Raw genomic sequence first — 20,100 nt, 5'->3', positions numbered from 1 at the left:
TGTGTCTCGATCTGCCTCGCGCAGTATCCGCACAATCTGTTCGTCGCTGTACCGGCTTTTCTTCATACCAACTCCTCATCTGAGCTGAGGAGCCATTATCTCTAGATTTGATTGGTACGAAATCTCACGGACAGGTCACGACATCTAAAAACCGCAGACGCTCAGAGAAAAATATTTACGCAAGCCATTGATTTAAAAACAAAAAGCCCCTGACGTCACCGTCAGGGGCTTTCTTACTTCTTTGGTAGGCCGTGCTGGGTTCGAACCAGCGACCAAGGGATTATGAGTTTGCAATTAATACAGTTTGCCTAGAGACAGTTGGCGCAGACCGGCGAAGGAAGAAGCGAAAAAATCCATTTTTTTCAATCACTTACATTGTCGACGAGAAATTTGGAGATGTTTGGCGAAACTGACGTCTGTACCGTACGTGTACCGCCCTCCCCCAATGCAGCACCAACTTCTAGAACCGCCAGGCAAAATGAAGCTCCGTACGGCGCACCGGATGGCCAAGCCCACTCCGGAGAGTCGTAGCGCAGCCCTTGCATTTTCGAATTCCTTACCTTAAAGTAAGGAATATAGGAGCCGACACAATGACAGCAGCAACAATCACATCGAAGGGACAGGTCACAATCCCAGTGGACGTGCGGAACCAGCTTGGCTTGGAATCCGGCGATCGGATCGAATTCAGCTTCAACGAGGCAACGGGTCGGTACGAGGTTTATCCGGCCACGCGTTCGCTCACGTCGCTCAAAGGTATCGTCAAGAAGCCAGCCAAACCGGTGTCGGTCGAGGACATGAATCTTGCCATCGCCCAGCAGGGAGCATCCGCACGATGATCGGGCTGGATACGAACGTCCTGGTCCGATACTTCGCACAAGACGATATCGCTCAGTCCAAGAGGGCGACGGCCTTGATGGAGTCTCTGTCAGCGGAGAAGCCGGGCTATGTCTCTCAGGTTGCCTTAGTCGAAGTCGTGTGGGTGCTCGGCCGCTGCTACGGTGTTGATCGGGGGCAGATGAAAGACATCATCGATTCGATGATAACCACGAAGGAACTGGTCGTCGAAGGTGCAGACACTGTGCGCAAAGCGCTTCGTGTGTTCGTAACGTCTGCGAAGGCAGATTTTGCGGATTGCTTGATCGAACGTTCGGGGCACGCAGCCGAGTGCGAGTGCACCGTTACTTTCGACGCAACTGCATCGAAGGTCGCCGGGATGCGGTTGCTTAAGTGAGCAAGGAAATTTCATGAGCAAGACCTCATTCGTTGCCGCTACTCCCGACGAAAAAGCACAACTTCTTGGCCAGGAATTCCGGAACATAGACGTCCTCGGCTTCGAGGTGACGGACGGTGTTTGTTTCACCGAGATTCTGCTCGACGGCGAAGCATTTATCCTTGTCGGCGATCCGCAAGAGGCTCTGAAAACGTTTCTAGGCGGTAGAGCCAATAAAACGCAGCAATGACCCGAATATTGCCGTGAATACAATAGCTGATCTTGGCAGCATCGCTGCAAACGAGTCAGTCGAAGACATCTAAGGGCCGGTTTCTATGCAGAACTTAATCAGTGCGTTGCACAGTCCCTTGTACTCCGATATCGACGTGAGCAAACATTTGCCTCAGAAACGGCCGTTGCTCGCTCACTACACTTCGGTCGATAACTTGCGCAACATAGTGGTTGGTGAGGAATTGTGGCTATCCAATCCGCTCAGCATGAATGACTATGAAGAGCTGTACTTCGGATTGCAGCATGGCCTTCAAGCCATCCACGCTCACAAGGAACTGGCACAGACATGTGAAGCTCTGCACTGCTACAACGAATTCACCAGTGCGCTTGACGCATGCAGCCGTCGCTTTGACAGCGAACATGCTCTCGACACATACGTTGCTTGCTTCTCCGAACACGATCCAATCCGGGACGCAGACGGCCGCTTGTCTATGTGGCGCGGATACGGCGGAAATGGCAGCGGCGCAGCGATCATTATCGACACAGCACAATTGAACATGAACGAGCTGTCCCCGTTCGTGATTGCTCCGGTGGAATACATGAGCAGGGAGGCGCGTCTGGCGTGGATCAACCAGCGGCTCGACTTGTTTACAACTACCCTGCAACAGTTGCAGATCAACAAGGATAACGTTGGCCTGGCCGCTGCTGCGCTCTTTCAAAGGCTACTTCAGGCCTCACTATTTTCTAAGCATCACGGCTTCGCGGAAGAACAGGAGTGGAGAGTAGTCTATTTTCCCGACAGGGACCACGAGATGGTTTTAAAGAGCATGTTTAGCTATTGGATTGGCCCCGGTGGCGTACAACCAAAGCTTAAGTTTCGGCTCGCCCCATTGACTGGAATCACAGCCCCGGATTTCGGGCTAGATAGGCTGCTTCACAGCATCATCCTGGGGCCGACTCATAACCCGCTGTCTCGCCGCGCGACACTGCGAATGTTGGAGTTGGAGCGCCCATCCTTGGCCAACCGCTTGCGTGTTTCATCTACTCCATTTCGACCAACCTAGCCAACGAGAACAGAATACAAGGAAAACAATGAAGACCTACCCGATTCGAGTTGCCCGTAGTCGCTACCGTGGGGCCGATCCAAAGAAGCAAGCGAAGGCCGCCGATCACAATCGGGATGCCGCGTTGCTCGAATCCCGCACAAACGAGCTTCTCCTGACGCAAAAAGAGCCGGTGCGGTCGTATCTTTGGATGGAGCTGTCCATCGCCACGGGACTCTCCTACGACAGAGTTGCAGAACTGGGATACTCCATTGACTGTGGAAGTGGTGGCTTTACTGCTTGGAGGCACGACATGACGTACTCTGAAGCTATGAATGCGAGCGAGTCCGAAAACGTCGACGACTAGGGAGCAACACGCCCAGTCGGGCTAGCATTACAGGCAAACAGTATCGAGCTCCCAGCACGCCCAAATTGTCTGGGCAACATCGAACAACCGAACAGTTGAGTGACGATGTACAGGAAACCTTACGCAATCTGTGCCCTAATGATGTTGTCTGCGTGGTCGACATATGTGCAATCTGCCGCACCGGCCGACCAATCATCCCGAGACCAGGTCACGTTCCGCTTCGGGCGGGGCGACAGCATGATACTTGCGAATACGGTCGATCTTACCCAAGACCCGTATATGCCGACTCCGCAATTTGACTTTAGAACCCGCTCCGGAATGCGAGGCTATGTGTCCGCCTGCGACGGCAGGACCGGTGCCATCACGCCGGCGCAGATATTTTTCGGTCTCAGAATAAGCTTGGTGCGAGAGGCTGCGCCATCGGGACAAATCGGTTTAGCAGTTAGCGCTTCCGACACGACGTTTGAGGGCTTCGAAAAATTGCTTGGGCGTGAATGCGAGTACCAGCGCCCCATCGTCTCAGGGCCCAACCTTCCATTGACGCATGTGCGCCTCTCAAGAGGGCAAACGATTTCTCTGACTACGAGTGATCCGAACGTTACCTTGGAACTTACATATCAGCCCGGACAATAATCTCCGGCCTGTTGAGTGCGATTATCGACCATGAGCGTTGACGACAAGGGTGCCCCCCTCAACCCAGCTACGCTCTTGCGAGCGAACGAGAATGCGAGAAAACGGGGGCTACTTTCCCCGCGTAGCCCGTGGAAAACGCGCTATTTTATCGACACAGAGTTCACGGATTTCACAGACAGTCGGCTCATCAGCATTGCAGTTGTGAGCGAGGATGGCCAGGAATTCTATGGGGAAGTGTCGGACTTTGAGCGACCGCGGTGCAACGACTTCGTGCGCGCCGTTGTGCTGCCACAACTCGGCCAGTTTCCCGGCCGATCGATGCCGCTTTCACAGTTGCGTGACGAACTACGGGCGTGGTTGCTTGCGGTTCAAACAAAGCCCAAACCAGTGCTGTGCTATGACTCCGATTGCGACTACGCACTTGTCACACATCTGCTTGGCGGCCGGTTGCCGCGTGGCTGGAAACACGAAAACGTGTTTCTGAAAATTGATGCCGAACGTTTCGACCAGTACATTGCCACACATGGTGGAGAGCATCACGCGCTGTACGACGCTCGCGCGAACGCCTTTGCATTTGTCTAAGCCCAAAGGCAGACTCGCCCTGGATCGCTCCCGCAGTATTATTTTGCTTGCAATCGAAAACGCTACCAGCAGCACAGATGGCTGTATGTGTAAAGGACTGGGCTAGTCTTAATAGACAGTGTTCGATCGATTGCCTTCGTCAGGCCACAAAAAGGGGGAACCGCCGGGGCCGTGGCGTATACATCGGGACGGCAGCCTTGCCGTCGGTAGCAGCCGTTGGTTACCCCACATCGCATCGTTCACGTCGAAGTGCGCACCACAGCACTGCCCTGTCTACGGCGGAGGCATTCGGTTCCTGCCATCCTCACGGTTTCTCGTGCAGGCGCTTCCCGCGTCGCTCACCGACCTTCTGCATGGCCTTGTCCATCCACGTCGAAAAACGCTCGACCTCTTTGAGTACGGTGAGCAGTTGCGTACCGGTGACCGACACCCGCGGCGCCATAAGCCAGATGCTCGTACCGTTCTTCTTTTCCCGCACGAGAAGACTTCGCTCCTGCTTGTCCATGAAGAACGGGTTATGAAGGCGGTTCAGATCCGCTTGCGAATGGCTGGGTCGGTTCGACCCAAGATATTCCTGGTGTTGGATGCGGTTGCGCGCCATGACGACTTGCTCAAGCAGCAACATATCAACCTTGCTGTCCGCGAAACGGATACCAAGAGATTTCTCGAAAAGGGCACGGTAGCCCTGTACGAAGCCATTCTTCTTGAATACTTTGTCGAGGCTTGGATCGTCACGCACGCGCGCCTCTCGTTGCCAGGCGTCGAAAAATACTTTCATCGTGTCCGACAACATCGACAGGCAGGCATAGCCCAACACGTGGAGCGAATCATCCGCTTCTAGCCACTCAACCAGAAAAGGTGGCTCACCGTCTTCGCTGTATGGCGGCTCAAATGGTGCTTCGCCGGCATCAATCAGCCGCTTTCGCTCAATGTATGTAGCAGCCGAGGTCATATACAGTTGGCGAATGAACCCCACGCGCTCGTACAGGAAATGGCCCACATCCATCGCAGTTCTCCCTTTTTATGGAAAGACCGTGGCACATGAGAGGGTTGATCACGGTCACATATATATCGAAACAACGCAGTTTGGCCAGGATTGACGGCACGACGGGGATGTGACGTGATCACTCCTAAGAAGGACCTTCCAGCGAACGTGAGCTGTTGTGGGAGCCATTTCCCACGGCCACACACAGCCAACCATTTCTCCTGCACATCTGCAGGCACGATCGGATCGGCGTCCCTTCCTACCTCGTCTCGGAGATCCTCAGGATCGCCCGCCGAGCCCCCATTATCACCAGCAGCAGGTCCTCCTCGGGCGGCGCAACGCCGCACTTGACCATTGCCGCGTGTAGTGCCCGCACCCCACGTGTGATCGCACTTAGTTCTAACACGACTTCAGTTTGGTAATCCACCTCTGCTTTGCCGCCGAGAGCTGCGCGGCGCGCGAATTCGGGGGCGTCCATCTGCCGCACTGCAGCGGCTCGCTTTATCTTCAATTCCCGCCCATGGTCACTCGCATGACAATGGGCTTGGAGCGCTTTTCAGCCTCATCTCTGCGCGTGAACAGTTTGCCAGTCTGCATCCTCCAGTTCATGACCTCCATTTTGGTTCGCCGTTGGGGTCTCGGGGCAAAGCCCTGAGTGACTGCGACGGGCGCGAAGCGACCTAGCGGTCATGCATCAGTTGAGTGCCGTGAGGCACACAACTGGCATCCTGCCCTGTTGCGTGGAAAGCAAAACGCTGCCGATCGGCGGTGAATTTGCAGCGGATCTGCGGAGCATTTGAAGCGAGTCGGCAGTGAATCTGAACTGCATTTGAGGCGACTCTGCAGCGCATTTTCAGTGAACCTGCCACCAGTCACACATCACAATTTCAGCACATTCTTCTGAAACACTTACCCTTTATGAGAATCAACGCAAAGCCATTGAATTTCCCAAAAACATTCATAAAAAATCACAAAAATAATGATTATTAAAAATATGAAATGTGTAACAAATTGCAAATGAAGTGTTAATAACGGCCAACCGTCGGTTGACACATGAAAGCGATGTCAACAAAATCATTGAAATTCTTTCGCAAAAACAAAAAGGAGAATATCTATGAATAGAAAAGGTCCATTACGAAGAATCGGCGGTGAAGATTTCGCCGTTGCGGAGGAAATTTTGAAGGCAGCGACCTTTCTAATGCTGCCCGAAAAAACCCGAGCAAAATTTATCGAAGAACAAATGAGGACAATACAACATCTTCGCAACGAAGGATGCTCCTGGGCACAGATTAAAAATTTGCTCGCGGGGATAGGCATAGATCTCAGCGAATCAACGCTAAGGTCATACTATTCACGCAGCACAAAGGAACCAGGAAACTGGGAGGCAAAGCGAAATGGCGCGAAAAAGAACCGTCAGCCTTGACATTATCGAAAAAGCAAAGATTGGGTTGACCAGACTTCCACAAAAATCAGTGCCAGAAAAAAGCATCGATGCTGCGTTGGAAGAAATAAAGCCCCAGATTCAATCGCTTCTCAAGAAAGGCTACTCACGAGCAGATGTTTGTGAACATCTTTTACAGCTTGGAATTCAGACCAAGGAATATCAGTTGAAAGCACTACTTTCAAGAAAAAGATTCCATACCAAAGAACGGTAGCCCTAGAAATGCGCAGCGCTTGGTCACTGACATGACCAAGCGCTGCTAACCAAGCCGATCTTCCAAGGAGATCAGAATGACTAATCGAATTGTACCCGCAGAATATTCTTGTGCCGGCTACCAACTGCCTGCGGAGGATCGGAACGATATATTGTCGCAGATTCAAACAGACAAAAATCGAATATCGACCCTCGTTCGCGCCATGCCGAACATCGAGACCCAACGTCAGCAATTCATTGCAATGTACGGCGATGCTTTTGGATTGGACGCGGGCAACTGAGTCATGATCTTTTGCAGCAAAAGACTGAGTGAAGGAAATTGTATGGAAATCACAACGAAGAAGCCTCTGAGTCACGTACAGATGGCACTGGCCACAGGACTTGCAATCGCGGCCGGTGCATTGCCCGTCTACTTGGCAGTTTGGAAGAGCAATGTTCTGCCTTGCCTAGTGCTTTTCATCGCGGCGAAAGCGTATCTCGTACTGCGGCGCCGGATGTCTACAACTTGGAACACCCCGTAAGAGGCCAGCTAATGAAGAACTTCGTCGCAGCTCTTCTTTTCGTCACAGCTACCTTATCGGGCTGTGGAGAAGCAACGCACCAGACTATTTCGGGCACCTATGCCGACAAAGATGGATCCACGCTTGTCTTCGAGGGCGGCAAGGTCAAAGTGCCCGGCATTGCCGACCGAGAAACGGATTTCACGGTGAGCGGTAGCACCCTGAAGTACAAGTTTGCCGACGGGTATCCGGTTGAGGCGACTCTCAGCGGTGATGGCTTCACTACCAACTACGGCTACGTGTATAAAAAGGTGCATTGACCATGAAGACTCTGGTGAAAATTTTGTCCTCGGTGCTTCTATTGATCGCAGCACAATATACCCTAGCTCAAGATATCCCTGATGTCGGTACGATTGATGTGTCCGGGACCATTCAACAGGCAATGCTCCCGTCGTTCAGCAAACTAAGCGCACAAGCCATTTCATGGCTCGTCGCATTTGCGACGCTGCAATTCTTCATCACCAACTACAAGCTCCTATTTGGAGATGGAGATCTGCAAACTGCGACGGGAAAGTTGGTCGGTGCGGTGGCCTGGGTGGGCTTTTGCCTTTACATCATAGACAATGGGCCGCGATTCATCTTGGGAGTTGGTGATCAGATGTTCGGGCTAGTTGGCGATATGCCATCGCCGGGTTCGATCATGCAGAACACATTTGGTCTAGCAGCAGTTGCTGCGGCACTCGCCGTCGGTGTCGGTGCAATTCCGCTAGTCGGCGGTACAGCTGGGAATATCGTCGTTATCGTCATGCTTGTTGTCCTGATAGTAGGACTGTACTTCGCTCTGAAAATATTCATGCTTCAGCTCGAACTCGGCCTTATCGCGATGTTGAGCCCTCTGAGCTTCTCGTTATTGGGGTTAAACACTCTTCGAGATCAGGGGATTGCGCCGTTCAAATCGCTACTTTCTCTCGTGTATCGGATCATCTTGGTTGGAGTGATTCTCGCTGCATTCAGTGGCGTTAGCGATTTCCTGTCGTCAGCCCTCAAGGCAATCTCAGTGCAGCAGATCGTCACGGACGGGCTGGCGAATGCCATCGGTCCGATTGTCCAAGGTATCGGCGCATACGTGATGTTGGCGTTCTTGTTGTTTAAGAGCGATGCGCTCGCCAGCTCGCTTGCCTCTGGAACCGCGTCATTAAGTCCTAGCGATTTCACCGCAGCAGCTGCTGCCGGGGCTGCCGCAGGAGCAGCTGCTGCGACAGGTGGAGTGGCCGCAGTTTCCTCTGCGGGCAAGGCTCCCAAGTCGATGGCCAAGTTCATGGACAAGCTCTCAGGTGGTGGTTCAATCCAGAATGTTTCCTCCACTGGGCGTGGTGGTGAGGCACCGGCGTTCTCGCCACCGACCACCCCCTCGCTGTCTGTCGGAGCTCCTGTCGCGAACAATACGCCCACCACTTCATCCCCGACTCACCCCGAATCCAGTGCTGCAGGGGGCCCAGAAAAATACAATGTCGCTTCGGGGCGGTACGGAACCGATTCCGGAGATGTCGGCCGAAAGGAATCGACTGGAGCTACCGACACTCAAGCATCCGGGTCTGCGGCTGGCGCGGCGATTAGTGGACAGAGAGAGCAACCTGAATCAACAAAACTGGGAGATAAGCTAGAAAAGCTCGTCGACCATCTGCGCCAACCGAACAAGTCGAGTGTTGGTCAGCATCTGCGCGAGCTAGACCAGCGTCTAGCGCACGACAAGGCAACGACGGGTGTCTCCATCAGTTCTCATCACGATTGAACCAGCGCAAAGCAATACCTTGTAGCGGATGCCCATAACAGCTCACCTATCGGTGTTGGATTCACGGGGAGTCCGCTGCAAGCGTCTATATGAGGGTTGGCCGGGATTCGTGAATTTTTCGCCAAATGCGGCTCAACCACATGATTCGTAAGCAGTTTTAACCGATTCAACGATTACGGCGACGTGAGCCGAATGCTAAGCCAAACTGCCGCGATCGCTGAATTTCGTCGCTGTGCAAATAGGTGGAGGTCGTCGAGATCGAGGCATGCCGTAGGTTGTCTCTCACCATGACGAGCTCAGCGCCCCGCGCCAGCGCATGCGAGGCGTGCGTGTGCCTTATCCAGTGGGGGCTCGCACAGCACAGCTTTGCCGCAGTGGCTGGCCGTTCGTCCTGTAGGATATCCGCGGCCAAAGTGAAAAACCATCGTAGCACACGCCAGAGCCGGGCACTTTCGATGCAGACGTCGTCGTCCTCCAGATTCGCAACAAGCGGGGTTTTCGGACTCCACCGCGTAGGCGTGACGGGCCGCCCCCGTTGCAGCAAATACTGATCGAGCGCCGAGCGCGCCAAGGGTGGCAATACTACCTTACCGTGTTTTTCGTCTTTGCCGACGACATGGAGCCAATGCTCCCCTTGCTGCCCCGGATGGATATCGCCCAGCGTGGCGCCAACGAGCTCTCCTGCGCGTAGGCCGGTGGCATATCCAAAGTCCAACAGAAATCGCAATCGCTGGGCCGCAGGCTCGCTCCAGCCGTAGGACCATTCGAGGCCATCGGCCAAGGTGCGGATTAGCAGCCATTCGCCTTCGGAGAAGCCGCGCGAGACATCCAGCCCGGCGCGCCTCGTCTGGCCTTTGACTTTGACGCCGGCGAAAGGATTGGCGAGGAGGTAGCGCTGCTCGACCAGCCAGCGAAACAGGGCGGAAAGCACGTTCAGCGCGTAGGCCGCCGAGCGGGCCGACAGTGCGCCGGTGAAGGGACGCCATTCCGGGCTGTGTCGTGGTCGCGGCGGCCCCACCCACCGTGCACGGGGCGTTGGCCGGCGCAGGAACGCGCGATAGGCGATCGCATCGTCGGTCGTGAGCGAGGATAAAGCCCGGCCCCGCTCGATGATCGCCCAAAGGATCAGTCGCTCGGCCTCTTTCCGGTAGGCGCGCTGCGTGGAGAGCGATTCGTGCAGCGATAGCCACGTCTGAACGGCCTCGTAGTCGTTCGACGCGTCGAGCAGACTCGTCGATCGCGGCGCACGGAACAGTCCTCGAGAGCCATCGACGTCGTGCGGCACGCGCAATTGCTCCCATGGCACGATGGGCTCGTCGGGGGCGGCAACGATCAACGCCCGCGCCCGCTCGGTCAGTGCCGAGTGTGCCGCAAAGAATCGCTCGACATGGCGCGCCCCGGCGACGCCGAGTCCCGCAATCGCTTGCCACCAGCGTCGGCGGCGCGGAATGCGCACGGTCAGGTCGGATAAGGTCCGAATTCCGTGGGCATGGAGTGCCCGGACCGTACGCGGTGGCAACCATACATCGACAGCGTCGGTGATCTGGGGCACGGGCAGCGGTAACTGGCGCAGTGCCTCGATCGCTCGGGAGACAGCGTGCGCCGCGCGTCTGGACGGACGAGGCGTGAAGCTTGCGGCGAGGTCGGGCCGATGCCTTGCCTTGGCAAAGTCGATCAATTGCCGGCGAATGCACCCGATGACCCCGCGCGACGACGCCCCGGCCACCGGCTCCAGGTGCGCCAGATAGCGGGACACCGTCGCGCGCGCTTCCAGCCCGGCGTACCACGCTCGCAGCGCGGCCAGTTCCGCTTCATCGGGGAAGGTGGGTGTTTTCATGACGTATGGCAAGTCTCACACGTTTTCACAAGTGGGAGTTTGAGCAAAAAATCCTGACAGGCAGATAATATAAGTTATCAGCCCAGCATTGATTCAATCACCGTTTGTCCATTCGGACACGACCCGATCGCACCAAAATTTCATCGAAAAATCAGGTTTTGCCCATATCAATTTGAGGGGCGGCCGGGATTCGTGAAAAATCCGCCACATCCTGACCTAAACCGCTGCTCTGAATGAGAAATCGATGCTCGGATCGAGTGGCGGCACAGTGCGCTGCTGTGGAGTTGCCAATCGTTTGCGAGTTGCTCAAAGGCGCGGCCTAACGTCCTTCACCACATTTCAACGTTCACGAAGTTCGGTGCGCCGTATGATTAGCGCATCGTTTCGGAGGGTTTGTGCGAAGGACTTCTGAGGTCTCTTCGGAGAATAGGCGAAGATTCAGATGATTCAGTAGGCTCCCCGGAAATCCGTATCTCAAATGTTCTATAGGTACCGAAAAATCATGAAAAATTCATAGATCAATCTAGCAGGATCTCGCCAAATTTATCTATCGTCGTACTGCAGCGGTCCCGCTGCAAATTACCTTTGGAGTACTTATGAAAAAAATCACTCTTGAACCTACTCTATCCTACCAGTCGAACGACGCCTACAGCAGCGTTTATTCTGCCCCCTTGACCCGAGGCGGGATGTAATACCACAACGCCCCGGCGGTTGGAACGTCAACGCCGGGGCGCATTTGGCAACACCCCTTTATCCCAGGAGGTTTGCTTGACGCCGTCTGTCTTTCTCCGCATCATCGATGGAAAATTGGTCCTGTGGAACTACGTCACGCATGATCAATACGAGATCGATATCCCGCATCTTGAGCGTATCATTCAGCTGTCGAACGGATCGGTTGCTGACGGCAGCGACATTGACAAGACCATCGTGGCATCTGGCTGTTTAGACCGTTCTGACCCCGCCGCATGGGGGTGGGACTGTCTCTCTAGGATTTTCCACATCGGTACGCAGATAGGCCTGCGCCCGGGAGAGACCATGCCGGAAGGCGATGCCTACCGCGGTTACATTGAGTACTGTGCGTCCATCGCGCACAAGATCCCCGAACTTAAGGTAGAACGTCCTGGCAAGGTAGTCGCCTTACCTTCGCCAGATCTTTCTGCGCTAGGTGATACCACCTTGCGGCAGGCGCTCAATGAACGGCAGACTTGTCGCTCATTCGATGCAGTGGACCTTCCGCTTAATGAAGTCTCAACCGCACTCTGGGCCACATTCGGCACCGTTCATGGCGAGACACGAAAGGACCTCGAAGCACAGGGGTTAATGCCAATAGGATACAGACGGACCTCACCGTCCGGGGGCGGCCTTCACCCGAGCGAAGCGTACCTCGTCGCCATGCGGGTCGGTGGGCTTTCCCCCGGCATTTACCACTACCGCTCACATCGACACGAGTTGTCTGTCATCCAGGACGGATTCTCTCCAGATGAGCTCGGGTCACTGCTTTGCGCGCAGACCTTTGCCAATGACCTATCCTACGGCGTGTTTGTGACATGCCGGTTTGACAAGATGTGGTGGAAGTATCCCCATTCCCGTGCCTATCGAGTCGCACTGCTCGACATCGGCTGCCTGACACAGACTTTCCAACTCGTCTGCGCCGCGCGGGGCATCCAATCGTGGCCAACAGGGTACTTCATAGATCATAAGATCAACGAACTGCTCGGGGTGGACGCAGACAGGGAATCTGTCATGTTCTTCCTTGGAGCGGGGAAGGGAAAAGGCGCAGTTGCCCGAGAAGCACTTTCTGTGCTTCGGGAACTCGCTGGCGAGGGGGCGTAATGCGCCTGCTTTCAATAAAGCCCGGCCACGACGGTAGTCTGGCGTATGTTGTCGACGGTCGCCTTGAGTTCTCCTTCGAAGCGGAGAAGGACTCCGGCATGCGATATGCTCAGATCGGGGCCACCGACTTTCTGGACGCAATGCAACACGTGTCGGAGGTGCCGGACGTTTTGGTGACCAGCGGTTGGTCTCATGGTGCCGACCCTGAAGGTCGAGCCATCGGGGCCGGGTATTTGGGCCTTGAACCACCGCTTGTATCGAAAGGGATGTGCTTTGGGCAACCTGTCCGACGGATCAGTTCGTCGCACGAGCGTTCCCATTTATTGAGTGCGTACGCGCTATCCCCTTTTCCTCAGGGCGAACCATGCTACGCGCTTATCTGGGAGGGGCATATCGGTGCGTTCTACTCGATCGACTCTTCTCTCGGCATACAGCGCCTCGCCCACATTATGGTCGGTCCAGGCATCCGCTATGCGTTTGCTTATGGCCTGCTCGACCCAACATTCGCACTCGCGCGAGGGCAAATTCGGCTGAGCGACGCGGGTAAGCTGATGGCACTCGCTGCATATTCGCCACCGACAGTTCCGTCTCACGACGAGGCGAAGTTGTTAGACAGTATCTTCGCTAAGCCGCTGTCAGAACCTTCTTTCCACAAGTCGGATTTCCGGCATCTGGACGTCTACAATTGCGGGCTAGAGTCTGAGCAGGCGGGGCGGGTGGCACGTTTGGTATCCGACAGGATCTTCCACACATTTCTCCAAGCTGTGGAACCAGTGGTGCAGGAGAAGCGCCCCCTATTGATTGGGGGCGGATGTGGGCTCAACTGCGAATGGAATCGCCGTTGGTTGGATTCCGAGCTGTTCACCGACGTGTTCGTCCCACCATGCGCCAATGATGTCGGTTCCGCGCTCGGATCGGCAGCCGATGCACAATGGCTGCTCACAGGCAACGCAAAACTTGGCTGGGATGTCTATTGCGGCCAGCCATTCGTGGATGACTTGGGATATGCAACGGCGCGTCAACTGGGTTCATTTACTCGCGTACCGGGTGGAACCGATGCAATTGCGGACGCGTTGCGGCGTGGCAAAGTGCTGGGGTGGGTTGCCGGCCGCGCCGAGATGGGACCGCGAGCGTTGGGCAACCGTTCCATTCTTGCTGCACCATTCAACAGAACGATGTTAGACCGGCTCAACGCAATCAAGCAACGAGAAGCATTCCGTCCAATCGCCCCCGTCTGCTTAGAGGAGGAGATTGCGACCCACTTTGATCTGGAGCGTCCAAGCCCGTACATGCTCTATTTCTGCAAGGTGAAAACCCCTGACCGGTTGCGGGCTATTACCCACGTTGATGGGTCGTCTCGGGTTCAGTCTGTGAATGCCGCACAGAATCCTTTGTTGTATCGGTTGCTATTAAAGTTCAAGGGGATGACCGATTTCGGCGTGCTATGTAATACATCATTGAACTTCAACGGCACTGGCTTTATCAATCGAACTTCCGACCTTGTTCGGTACGCGGACAAGGCTGGACTGGATGGCTTTGCTATCGAAAACGTGCTATTCAGTCGGCAGCCCACCGATCCACAAACGCTATGATCTCATGAGCAACCTGCAATCGGTGCCAGGATACCGCGCACTTGTTTCTGCGCGCGTGCTGAGTTCGACCATCCTCTGGGTGGACTTCACGCTGATCTTTTCTTTGCTTGGCTACTACTGGCATGCCGATGCAACTACCATCGGCGTAGCGTCCGCCGTGTACGGCCTACCAGGTTTGATTCTCGGTCCGTTCTTTGGCGCACTTGCAGACCGCGTCCATCCGGTCGCGATGCTTGGCATCAGCTATTTGGCTCGCGCGCTCACTTCTCTTCTGCTGCTCGTCGCCCCTGACATTAACGTCTTTGTACTGCTGGTGTTTCTCAAAGGTTTGACAAACCTGGGCGCCATGCCTGCGGAGCAGGTCATCGTTCGAGCTATGCTCTCAAAGGAACAACTGGTCTCCAACGCTAGCGTTATGTCTACCGTTGATCAGCTATGCAAGATTTCTGCTCCCTTAATAGGAGCCAGTCTGGCAAGCCTACATTACCCAGGGGCGGGGTTCGGTTTGTCCGCAACGTTGGGGCTGACAGGCATTCTGTGTCTGTACCCACTGCGCAAGCATGTCGAGGTGTCGGCGCGCGAGTCTCGCTTGCAAGCTCGTCGCCACCTTCAAACGCTGTGTCTTCTGGTACGCGATAACGCAGTGTTTAGGCGAGCGTTTGGGGCTGCCGTCGCACAAACAGCAATCCTCGGCTTGTATGACCCGTTGCTTGCACTATTCCTGAAGGAACACGGCATGCCCGCTGGAACATTTGGCATGATCGTCAGTAGCACAGCGGCCGGCGCCATTCTTGGCGCCTTGCTGTTCAAGCGAGCTCACACGGGAGACGAGCATCGCGCGGTAGTCATCGGTCTAGCGGGTTTCGGCTTGACGGTAGCGACCCCGGGATTGCTAGCGTTGATAAATTTTGCCACGCCGGTCTGGTTGCTGCTGGCATTCTGGGTGGTGAACGGATGCTGTTACGGGCTGACAGCCATGAGCTTTGGGGTTGCACTGCAACAGCAGTGTCCGCTCGAATCTATTGGTACCGTCAGCGCCACGGCCAGAAGCGTGCAGCTAGCAGCCTTGGTACTAGGACCGTTGGCAGGCGCGGCCCTTGCCAAACTACTAGGGATTCCTCTCATCTTCGTCCTAGGCGGCACAATTGCCATCGGACTCGGGATCGTTCTTGGATGGGCATCATGCACCGAAGAGGCGTTGCCAATACTAAAATCGCAGGCGGAGCGAGACCGCTCATGAGGCCGTATGGGCATAGTCTATGCCGGAACCGCGAGTGTTTCCGATGGTTGAGGACGGTTAGCCCGGCCGTTGCGCGGAACGCTTGCGCCTGATATCACTTAGTGGGCGCTGTCGCCGTATCGGCGCGAGCATATCAACCGGCTCGGCGTCTATCTGCTGGATCTGCAGCGCACTGTGCCGCCACTCGATCCGAGCATCGATTTCTCATTCAGATCAGCGGTTTAGGTCAGGATGTGGCGGATTTTTTACGAATCCCGGCCAACCCTCTATATTGCCCCCCCCTACTCGGAGCTCTCCTATGCGCGAATATCGCCTCCGAATCATGCAAGAAGTCAGCGCGTGCACCTGCGACCGCTGTCGACGACAGTTGTCTGCCGATCAACCAGGTGAGTGGCAAGAACGCGTATCACTTGACCATGACTGCGGCTTCGACTCTGTGTTCGGAGATGGAAACACTGTCAGCCTCGATCTCTGTCAGCATTGCTTGCGAGATGTGTTGGGCCGGTGGCTACGCATTGCTCCGCCGGCGGATGCTTGAAATGCCTATTTCCCGGCAATTGCTCGCATATGCCGAGCGACGAAGGAAACGCGAAAAATTCGAAGTTTGCATCCAGTGAATCGAAAGTTCATTGGCGCCCGCAGTGGCGAACAAAGGAGCCCCGCTCCCAGCAACTGAGGAGGCACCTTGGCCGATAAGGGATTATCCACAAAGCAGCAACGGTTATAGTAGGTTAGATATAGGTTAACGTAAAAAATACCCCAAAAAATCAATATAAATCAACGCCTTACACAAATCCCCCGGAACACTATGCCGTGAAGGCGGAATACCATGCCGTGAAAACGGAATATGGTGCCGTATTCCCCGGAATGCCATGCCGTGACGTTGGTGACGTTATCCACATCAATCAGCGCCCGATCCGGTGCAGCGAACCTTAAGCAAATTGTCATCTGAGGACAATGACAGGCGGAATGCTATGCCGTGGCTTGCCCAACGGGACTGAATCTCGTCCACTGAACCATCGCCCCATCCCTATAGGGCCGTGCATCAACGAGGATCTTCAGTCGCTCCAGTTCGCAGAGTGCTTCACTCAAAGCCTCGCGAAACTTTCGCGTAGGAGAGGTGTAACCGCACAACCGCTTCAGGCTCTCGATGGAAACACGGTGGGGAATGCCCGGCGCATGCGTGGAAGCATAGGACTGCAGCCACTTGGCCAAATCCACTCGATGCTCGATCAACTTTCGCTTAGCCACGTCGACAAAGGCGTATTCATTGTTCGAAAAGAGCACCCTCACCCTCGCTCCTATGGTGAACTCCCACATGCCTGTTTGATTGTCCTGCGTCCACTCTGCGATCAGCGACAGGTTGGCGGTATATCTCTTCGTCCTGATATGCAAAGTACCAGTGGTCAAGCGTTTGAACGATTCATCTAACCACGCGTACGCGGATTTGCCGAAAGCCCCGTTCCTCCCTGGTACCCAGCCAAGATCCCGCAAAAATTGGGCTCGCTCGCATTTAACTGGCTGATTGAGGTCCACTCCTTGTGCATAGCGGAGAGCCAACATAAATACGTCTTGATCGCCCATATCGAACTGTTTGCCGCTGAATCTCACCTCAAATCCGTCAGGTGAGGGCAACAACGCATCGTCGTGCATTTTCCGCCGTCCTCGGGGAATGGGGGCAAATAGCGGCGTGCGCGCAATGTAGTTGGGAATCGCGCTGGCGTCCTCCTCAGGAAATAGAGGCAACTGCCCGCCCAAATTCGTCACGTCATGAGCACGCGCTTGCCCTAGCTCCGCCCTTGGTCGGAGCTTCTCGATCAATGCGTCGAGCGTCGACATATGGCCCGACCTCATTCGCCGCCAAGGAATCTCGCAATATCTGAAGTACGAAAATAAACACGTTTTCCGACCCTCAGTTTTGCCGCATTGATCCTAGAAGACCAGTCCGACTCCACATAAAGCCCCTGACGAAGGCCATCTGCTGAGCGGTCCAAGATTTTTGCCAAATGAGCCAAACTGAGCAGTGGGCCGTACTGATTCATTAGAACCTCTTCAATCTTCAACATACGTTGGACTCCGTTAAATTTCATATCAGGAGATTGAAGAATGACGCTTTGAGTCGTAGTATTCAGCCTATTAGGTTCCCAATTTGGTTGACATGCATGCGATTGCCCCAATTAGAGCTTGGGACGGATGTGACCCGAAGCTCCGAGACGCGATAGCGGCCCTATCTACGGCCTGGGGATCGTATTCGGCACAGTCACGCAGGTATCCGATCTTCAAGTTGCTTCGCGAATTAATCGATCCCGCGTGGGTGGACTTGCGCGATCGATACGAGGCGCTGAGCGCGCAGACGTTGAACATCGCGTGGATGCGACATCGACTCAAGGCAATGACATTGGCAGAGCAAACGCGTTTTTCTGGTCTTGGGGGAACGACCGCGCTAAGCACCATCGCTCAGTGCTGTGGGCTTACCTCCCTTGATCAGTTCCTTCAGGAGGTCGGTCGAGAGATCATGAAGAAACCGGCGGATGCGGAGCCAAGCTGCCTCGAGCAATCGCTCGATAGCCTTCGGGAAGTCGCAATGCGTTGCCGAGGCAAAACGACCAAACGAAGATCGCTCGGGAAGTTCGGCAGGGTGGACCTACTGCATGGCATGAGCACATGTCGAAGCTGCGCCCAGCCAACCGAGCTCGCAGCACATCTCGCAGAAGCGCACGGAACCTCGCCCGAGGGCTCCAGGCTCAGTTCAATCTACTGCGGGGTCCACAGCCCCAAAAAGGCGGGATCAAGCACTACCAGGGCAAAGTACAAACAAGCTAGGAGAACTCAGCAAACCTTCGAGATTGAACTAAAGCGACTTGAACACCAATACTGGGGGCATGCGGCCACAATCCGCACGGAGCTTCCCGCACAAACTATTGACGAGTTTTTCCGTCGACTATCAGTCTTGAAACGGCTCAGAATTGACGACGAATGCGGCACATCAACCTCCGAGACTGAGGAACGCCTTCGTAGCGAGGCCCGTAAGCTCGTGGATCGACGAATGTCTGATCGAAAAAAGGAGATAGTCGTTCTTCTCGCCAATGGCAAAAGCCAACCTCAAATTGCCGAAGCACTAGGACTAAAAAGCCGCCAGGCCATTTCGAAAACTCTGCGAACGATTCACATCGACTATAGATTCGACATCGACCAGACAGAACCGCCTGCAACCGCCTGCAACCGCCATGCAATCGCTAAGCCTTTAGCTTGTCGAGCTTAGCCACCAAATCCTCCGCCCGCAGGTGCGTATATCGCTTGAGCATTTGCATTGACTTATGCCCGCTTATGGCGGCTACCTCCTGGTCACTCAATCCTGCTTCCACCAAGCGACTCACGGCTTCGTGACGCAGGTCGTGGAAGCGAAAATCAGAACAACCAGCCGATCTTTTGATATCGAGCCAAACCTTGTTGAAATTGTAGGGGCGACGCACCTTGTCTCTTCCCGGCTCACCAAAGAAGATCAAATCTGTACCGACTGGGCGAATGGGATTCGCAAGCGCCTGCGCGAACAGGTTTGTCGCCTCCACAGTGAGCGGCACAGTACGCGGCATTGTGTTCTTGGTCTCTACCAAGCGAACCACACGCTTAACCAAATCGACTTGCGAGTGGCGCAGCGTAACAATTTCGGATGATCGCATTCCTGTTTCAACGGCTATGCGAACAATCCAACGCAGCATCGGGTTCGAGTGACCATCCACCGCGGCGAGCAGTCGAACCTCCTCGCCCTTATCTAGACGGCGAGTTCGGCCAGGGCCGGGAGCGGGACGCCGAATATTTAGGACTGGGTTGTAGGTCAACCCCAAGCCCCACTCTTTTACTGCAACAGTGAATAGATGTCCAAGAAGTGCCAACTCAAGACGAACAGTGTTGGGCGCTCGAGGGACAGGCTTCCCCGAAGCATCTTTTCGATCTTCGCCAGATAGCCGCTTGTCACGATACTGGGCAACGAGCTCCGCACTGATTGCCGCTAACGAATACTTTCCAAAGTACGCGACCAGAGGGGCCGCACGCTTGTGCTCCCCAGTTTGAGTCATCGGACGCTTCGTCGATGTCACTTCGGCGAGATATCTCTGAATAGCCTTCTCGAACGTCAATCGCTCAGACGGCGCTCGTTGTACGAACATTCCCCGCACCATTTCGTCTTCGGTACGACGAGCCCAATCGTCGGCGTCGCGCTTTAGGCGAAAGGTCTTGATGGTAGTTGGAAATCCGCGCTTCCTGATTACCGCCTTCCAGGTTCCAGATTCCGTTTTGACGATGGTTGCCATGAACGACCGAGTGTGTGACTAACCCGGCTTACTGTACCGAAACTGTACCGACGCCACAACTTTTACGGATACGGCCCTGTATCCAGCAACGCAGCCAACACATCTCCAACCAAGAAAAGCACACAAAAAATCAATGTAAATTATTGATTAAAAACAAAAAGCCCTTGACGTCACCGTCAAGGGCTCTTTGACTTCTTTGGTAGGCCGTGCTGGGTTCGAACCAGCGACCAAGGGATTATGAGTCCCCTGCTCTAACCACTGAGCTAACGGCCCTCCACTACCAGCACTCGC

19 protein-coding genes and 1 tRNA gene are annotated in these 20,100 nt (G+C 54.9%); 14 read left to right on the top strand and 6 right to left on the bottom strand.

Features of this window, described 5'->3' with window-relative positions; genetic code table 11:
• Positions 1-590: 590 nt before the first annotated feature.
• The 6 genes from PHO31112_RS21355 (at position 591) to PHO31112_RS21330 (ending at position 4,066) form a co-directional block, all read left to right on the top strand.
• Positions 591-836 carry an AbrB/MazE/SpoVT family DNA-binding domain-containing protein gene (locus PHO31112_RS21355; protein WP_150622838.1) on the top strand — a complete coding sequence of 82 codons (246 nt, stop codon included), beginning with the start codon at positions 591-593 and terminating at the stop codon, positions 834-836.
• On the top strand, positions 833-1,231 hold the full coding sequence (locus tag PHO31112_RS21350) for a type II toxin-antitoxin system VapC family toxin (protein ID WP_150622836.1): 399 nt from the start codon (positions 833-835) through the stop codon (positions 1,229-1,231). Before PHO31112_RS21355 ends, PHO31112_RS21350 begins: the two co-directional genes overlap by 4 nt.
• Before the next feature lie 13 nt (positions 1,232-1,244).
• Entirely contained in the window at positions 1,245-1,460 is a 216-nt protein-coding gene (locus tag PHO31112_RS21345; RefSeq protein ID WP_150622834.1) for a hypothetical protein, read from the top strand.
• Positions 1,461-1,596: 136 nt separating this feature from the next.
• Positions 1,597-2,505 carry a DUF2971 domain-containing protein gene (locus tag PHO31112_RS21340; RefSeq protein WP_174995822.1) on the top strand — a complete coding sequence of 303 codons (909 nt, stop codon included), beginning with the start codon at positions 1,597-1,599 and terminating at the stop codon, positions 2,503-2,505.
• 28 nt (positions 2,506-2,533) lie between these two features.
• Complete coding sequence (locus PHO31112_RS21335; protein WP_150622831.1) at positions 2,534-2,851, top strand: hypothetical protein; 318 nt, start codon at positions 2,534-2,536, stop codon at positions 2,849-2,851.
• Between the two features lie 663 nt (positions 2,852-3,514).
• The gene (locus tag PHO31112_RS21330; RefSeq protein ID WP_150622829.1) at positions 3,515-4,066 is read left to right on the top strand and encodes a 3'-5' exonuclease family protein; all 552 of its coding nucleotides are present in this window, start codon (positions 3,515-3,517) and stop codon (positions 4,064-4,066) included.
• A 304-nt stretch (positions 4,067-4,370) separates the two neighbouring features.
• Here PHO31112_RS21330 and PHO31112_RS21325 read toward each other — a convergent pair whose 3' ends face one another.
• Positions 4,371-5,072 carry a hypothetical protein gene (locus PHO31112_RS21325; protein ID WP_150622827.1) on the bottom strand — a complete coding sequence of 234 codons (702 nt, stop codon included), beginning with the start codon at positions 5,070-5,072 and terminating at the stop codon, positions 4,371-4,373.
• Between the two features lie 1,093 nt (positions 5,073-6,165).
• Between PHO31112_RS21325 and PHO31112_RS21315 the strand changes: the two genes are divergently transcribed.
• From PHO31112_RS21315 to PHO31112_RS21290, 5 genes are all read left to right on the top strand, one after another.
• Positions 6,166-6,474, top strand: a complete 309-nt coding sequence (locus PHO31112_RS21315) for a hypothetical protein (protein ID WP_150622823.1) — start codon at positions 6,166-6,168, stop codon at positions 6,472-6,474.
• On the top strand, positions 6,446-6,706 hold the full coding sequence (locus tag PHO31112_RS21310; protein WP_150622821.1) for a hypothetical protein: 261 nt from the start codon (positions 6,446-6,448) through the stop codon (positions 6,704-6,706). Before PHO31112_RS21315 ends, PHO31112_RS21310 begins: the two co-directional genes overlap by 29 nt.
• Before the next feature lie 76 nt (positions 6,707-6,782).
• Positions 6,783-6,986 (top strand): hypothetical protein, encoded by a 204-nt coding sequence (locus tag PHO31112_RS21305; protein ID WP_150622819.1) that lies wholly within the window; start codon positions 6,783-6,785, stop codon positions 6,984-6,986.
• Between the two features lie 251 nt (positions 6,987-7,237).
• Positions 7,238-7,525, top strand: a complete 288-nt coding sequence (locus tag PHO31112_RS21295) for a hypothetical protein (protein WP_150622815.1) — start codon at positions 7,238-7,240, stop codon at positions 7,523-7,525.
• A gap of 2 nt (positions 7,526-7,527) precedes the next feature.
• Positions 7,528-8,997, top strand: a complete 1,470-nt coding sequence (locus PHO31112_RS21290) for a TrbL/VirB6 family protein (RefSeq protein ID WP_150622813.1) — start codon at positions 7,528-7,530, stop codon at positions 8,995-8,997.
• Between the two features lie 166 nt (positions 8,998-9,163).
• Here the strand turns inward: PHO31112_RS21290 and PHO31112_RS21285 are convergent, their stop codons facing one another.
• Complete coding sequence (locus PHO31112_RS21285; protein ID WP_150622811.1) at positions 9,164-10,834, bottom strand: phage integrase family protein; 1,671 nt, start codon at positions 10,832-10,834, stop codon at positions 9,164-9,166.
• A 768-nt stretch (positions 10,835-11,602) separates the two neighbouring features.
• On the opposite strand from PHO31112_RS21285, the gene PHO31112_RS21280 reads away from it, so the two are divergent.
• The 3 genes from PHO31112_RS21280 to PHO31112_RS21270 are packed head-to-tail and all read left to right on the top strand — an operon-like array spanning position 11,603 to position 15,499.
• Positions 11,603-12,667, top strand: a complete 1,065-nt coding sequence (locus tag PHO31112_RS21280; protein ID WP_150622809.1) for a SagB family peptide dehydrogenase — start codon at positions 11,603-11,605, stop codon at positions 12,665-12,667.
• Positions 12,667-14,259 carry a carbamoyltransferase C-terminal domain-containing protein gene (locus PHO31112_RS21275; protein ID WP_150622807.1) on the top strand — a complete coding sequence of 531 codons (1,593 nt, stop codon included), beginning with the start codon at positions 12,667-12,669 and terminating at the stop codon, positions 14,257-14,259. The genes PHO31112_RS21280 and PHO31112_RS21275 overlap by 1 nt, the downstream gene beginning before the upstream one ends.
• 4 nt (positions 14,260-14,263) lie before the next feature.
• Positions 14,264-15,499: an MFS transporter gene (locus tag PHO31112_RS21270; protein WP_150622805.1), complete on the top strand. Its 1,236-nt coding sequence runs from the start codon at positions 14,264-14,266 to the stop codon at positions 15,497-15,499.
• A 972-nt stretch (positions 15,500-16,471) separates the two neighbouring features.
• On the opposite strand, the gene trfA is transcribed toward PHO31112_RS21270, so the two are convergent.
• The 4 genes from trfA to PHO31112_RS21245 form a co-directional block, all read right to left on the bottom strand.
• Positions 16,472-17,338 carry a plasmid replication initiator TrfA gene (trfA, locus tag PHO31112_RS21260; RefSeq protein WP_174995821.1) on the bottom strand — a complete coding sequence of 289 codons (867 nt, stop codon included), beginning with the start codon at positions 17,336-17,338 and terminating at the stop codon, positions 16,472-16,474.
• Between the two features lie 11 nt (positions 17,339-17,349).
• Positions 17,350-17,565, bottom strand: coding sequence for a DNA-binding protein (locus PHO31112_RS21255; RefSeq protein ID WP_343042773.1), 216 nt, complete (start codon positions 17,563-17,565; stop codon positions 17,350-17,352).
• Between the two features lie 1,170 nt (positions 17,566-18,735).
• Positions 18,736-19,809 carry a site-specific integrase gene (locus PHO31112_RS21250; protein ID WP_150622800.1) on the bottom strand — a complete coding sequence of 358 codons (1,074 nt, stop codon included), beginning with the start codon at positions 19,807-19,809 and terminating at the stop codon, positions 18,736-18,738.
• Between the two features lie 197 nt (positions 19,810-20,006).
• Positions 20,007-20,082: transfer RNA gene (locus PHO31112_RS21245), tRNA-Ile, on the bottom strand.
• Positions 20,083-20,100 lie beyond the last annotated feature (18 nt).

The organism is Pandoraea horticolens (assembly GCF_902459555.1).
GTDB lineage: Bacteria > Pseudomonadota > Gammaproteobacteria > Burkholderiales > Burkholderiaceae > Pandoraea > Pandoraea horticolens.
This window is presented reverse-complemented; position numbering and strand designations above follow the sequence as displayed.

Bases quoted from the DNA above. Each gene is read 5' to 3' on its own strand.
- PHO31112_RS21330 (WP_150622829.1), top strand. From the start codon at position 3,515: ATGAGCGTTGACGACAAGGGTGCCCCCCTCAACCCAGCTACGCTCTTG.
- PHO31112_RS21325 (WP_150622827.1), bottom strand. From the start codon at position 5,072: ATGGATGTGGGCCATTTCCTGTACGAGCGCGTGGGGTTCATTCGCCAA.
- PHO31112_RS21250 (WP_150622800.1), bottom strand. From the start codon at position 19,809: ATGGCAACCATCGTCAAAACGGAATCTGGAACCTGGAAGGCGGTAATC.
- PHO31112_RS21355 (WP_150622838.1), top strand. From the start codon at position 591: ATGACAGCAGCAACAATCACATCGAAGGGACAGGTCACAATCCCAGTG.
- trfA (WP_174995821.1), bottom strand. From the start codon at position 17,338: ATGTCGACGCTCGACGCATTGATCGAGAAGCTCCGACCAAGGGCGGAG.
- PHO31112_RS21295 (WP_150622815.1), top strand. From the start codon at position 7,238: ATGAAGAACTTCGTCGCAGCTCTTCTTTTCGTCACAGCTACCTTATCG.
- PHO31112_RS21255 (WP_343042773.1), bottom strand. From the start codon at position 17,565: ATGTTGAAGATTGAAGAGGTTCTAATGAATCAGTACGGCCCACTGCTC.
- PHO31112_RS21285 (WP_150622811.1), bottom strand. From the start codon at position 10,834: ATGAAAACACCCACCTTCCCCGATGAAGCGGAACTGGCCGCGCTGCGA.
- PHO31112_RS21290 (WP_150622813.1), top strand. From the start codon at position 7,528: ATGAAGACTCTGGTGAAAATTTTGTCCTCGGTGCTTCTATTGATCGCA.
- PHO31112_RS21305 (WP_150622819.1), top strand. From the start codon at position 6,783: ATGACTAATCGAATTGTACCCGCAGAATATTCTTGTGCCGGCTACCAA.
- PHO31112_RS21310 (WP_150622821.1), top strand. From the start codon at position 6,446: ATGGCGCGAAAAAGAACCGTCAGCCTTGACATTATCGAAAAAGCAAAG.
- PHO31112_RS21270 (WP_150622805.1), top strand. From the start codon at position 14,264: ATGAGCAACCTGCAATCGGTGCCAGGATACCGCGCACTTGTTTCTGCG.
- PHO31112_RS21350 (WP_150622836.1), top strand. From the start codon at position 833: ATGATCGGGCTGGATACGAACGTCCTGGTCCGATACTTCGCACAAGAC.
- PHO31112_RS21275 (WP_150622807.1), top strand. From the start codon at position 12,667: ATGCGCCTGCTTTCAATAAAGCCCGGCCACGACGGTAGTCTGGCGTAT.
- PHO31112_RS21345 (WP_150622834.1), top strand. From the start codon at position 1,245: ATGAGCAAGACCTCATTCGTTGCCGCTACTCCCGACGAAAAAGCACAA.
- PHO31112_RS21335 (WP_150622831.1), top strand. From the start codon at position 2,534: ATGAAGACCTACCCGATTCGAGTTGCCCGTAGTCGCTACCGTGGGGCC.
- PHO31112_RS21315 (WP_150622823.1), top strand. From the start codon at position 6,166: ATGAATAGAAAAGGTCCATTACGAAGAATCGGCGGTGAAGATTTCGCC.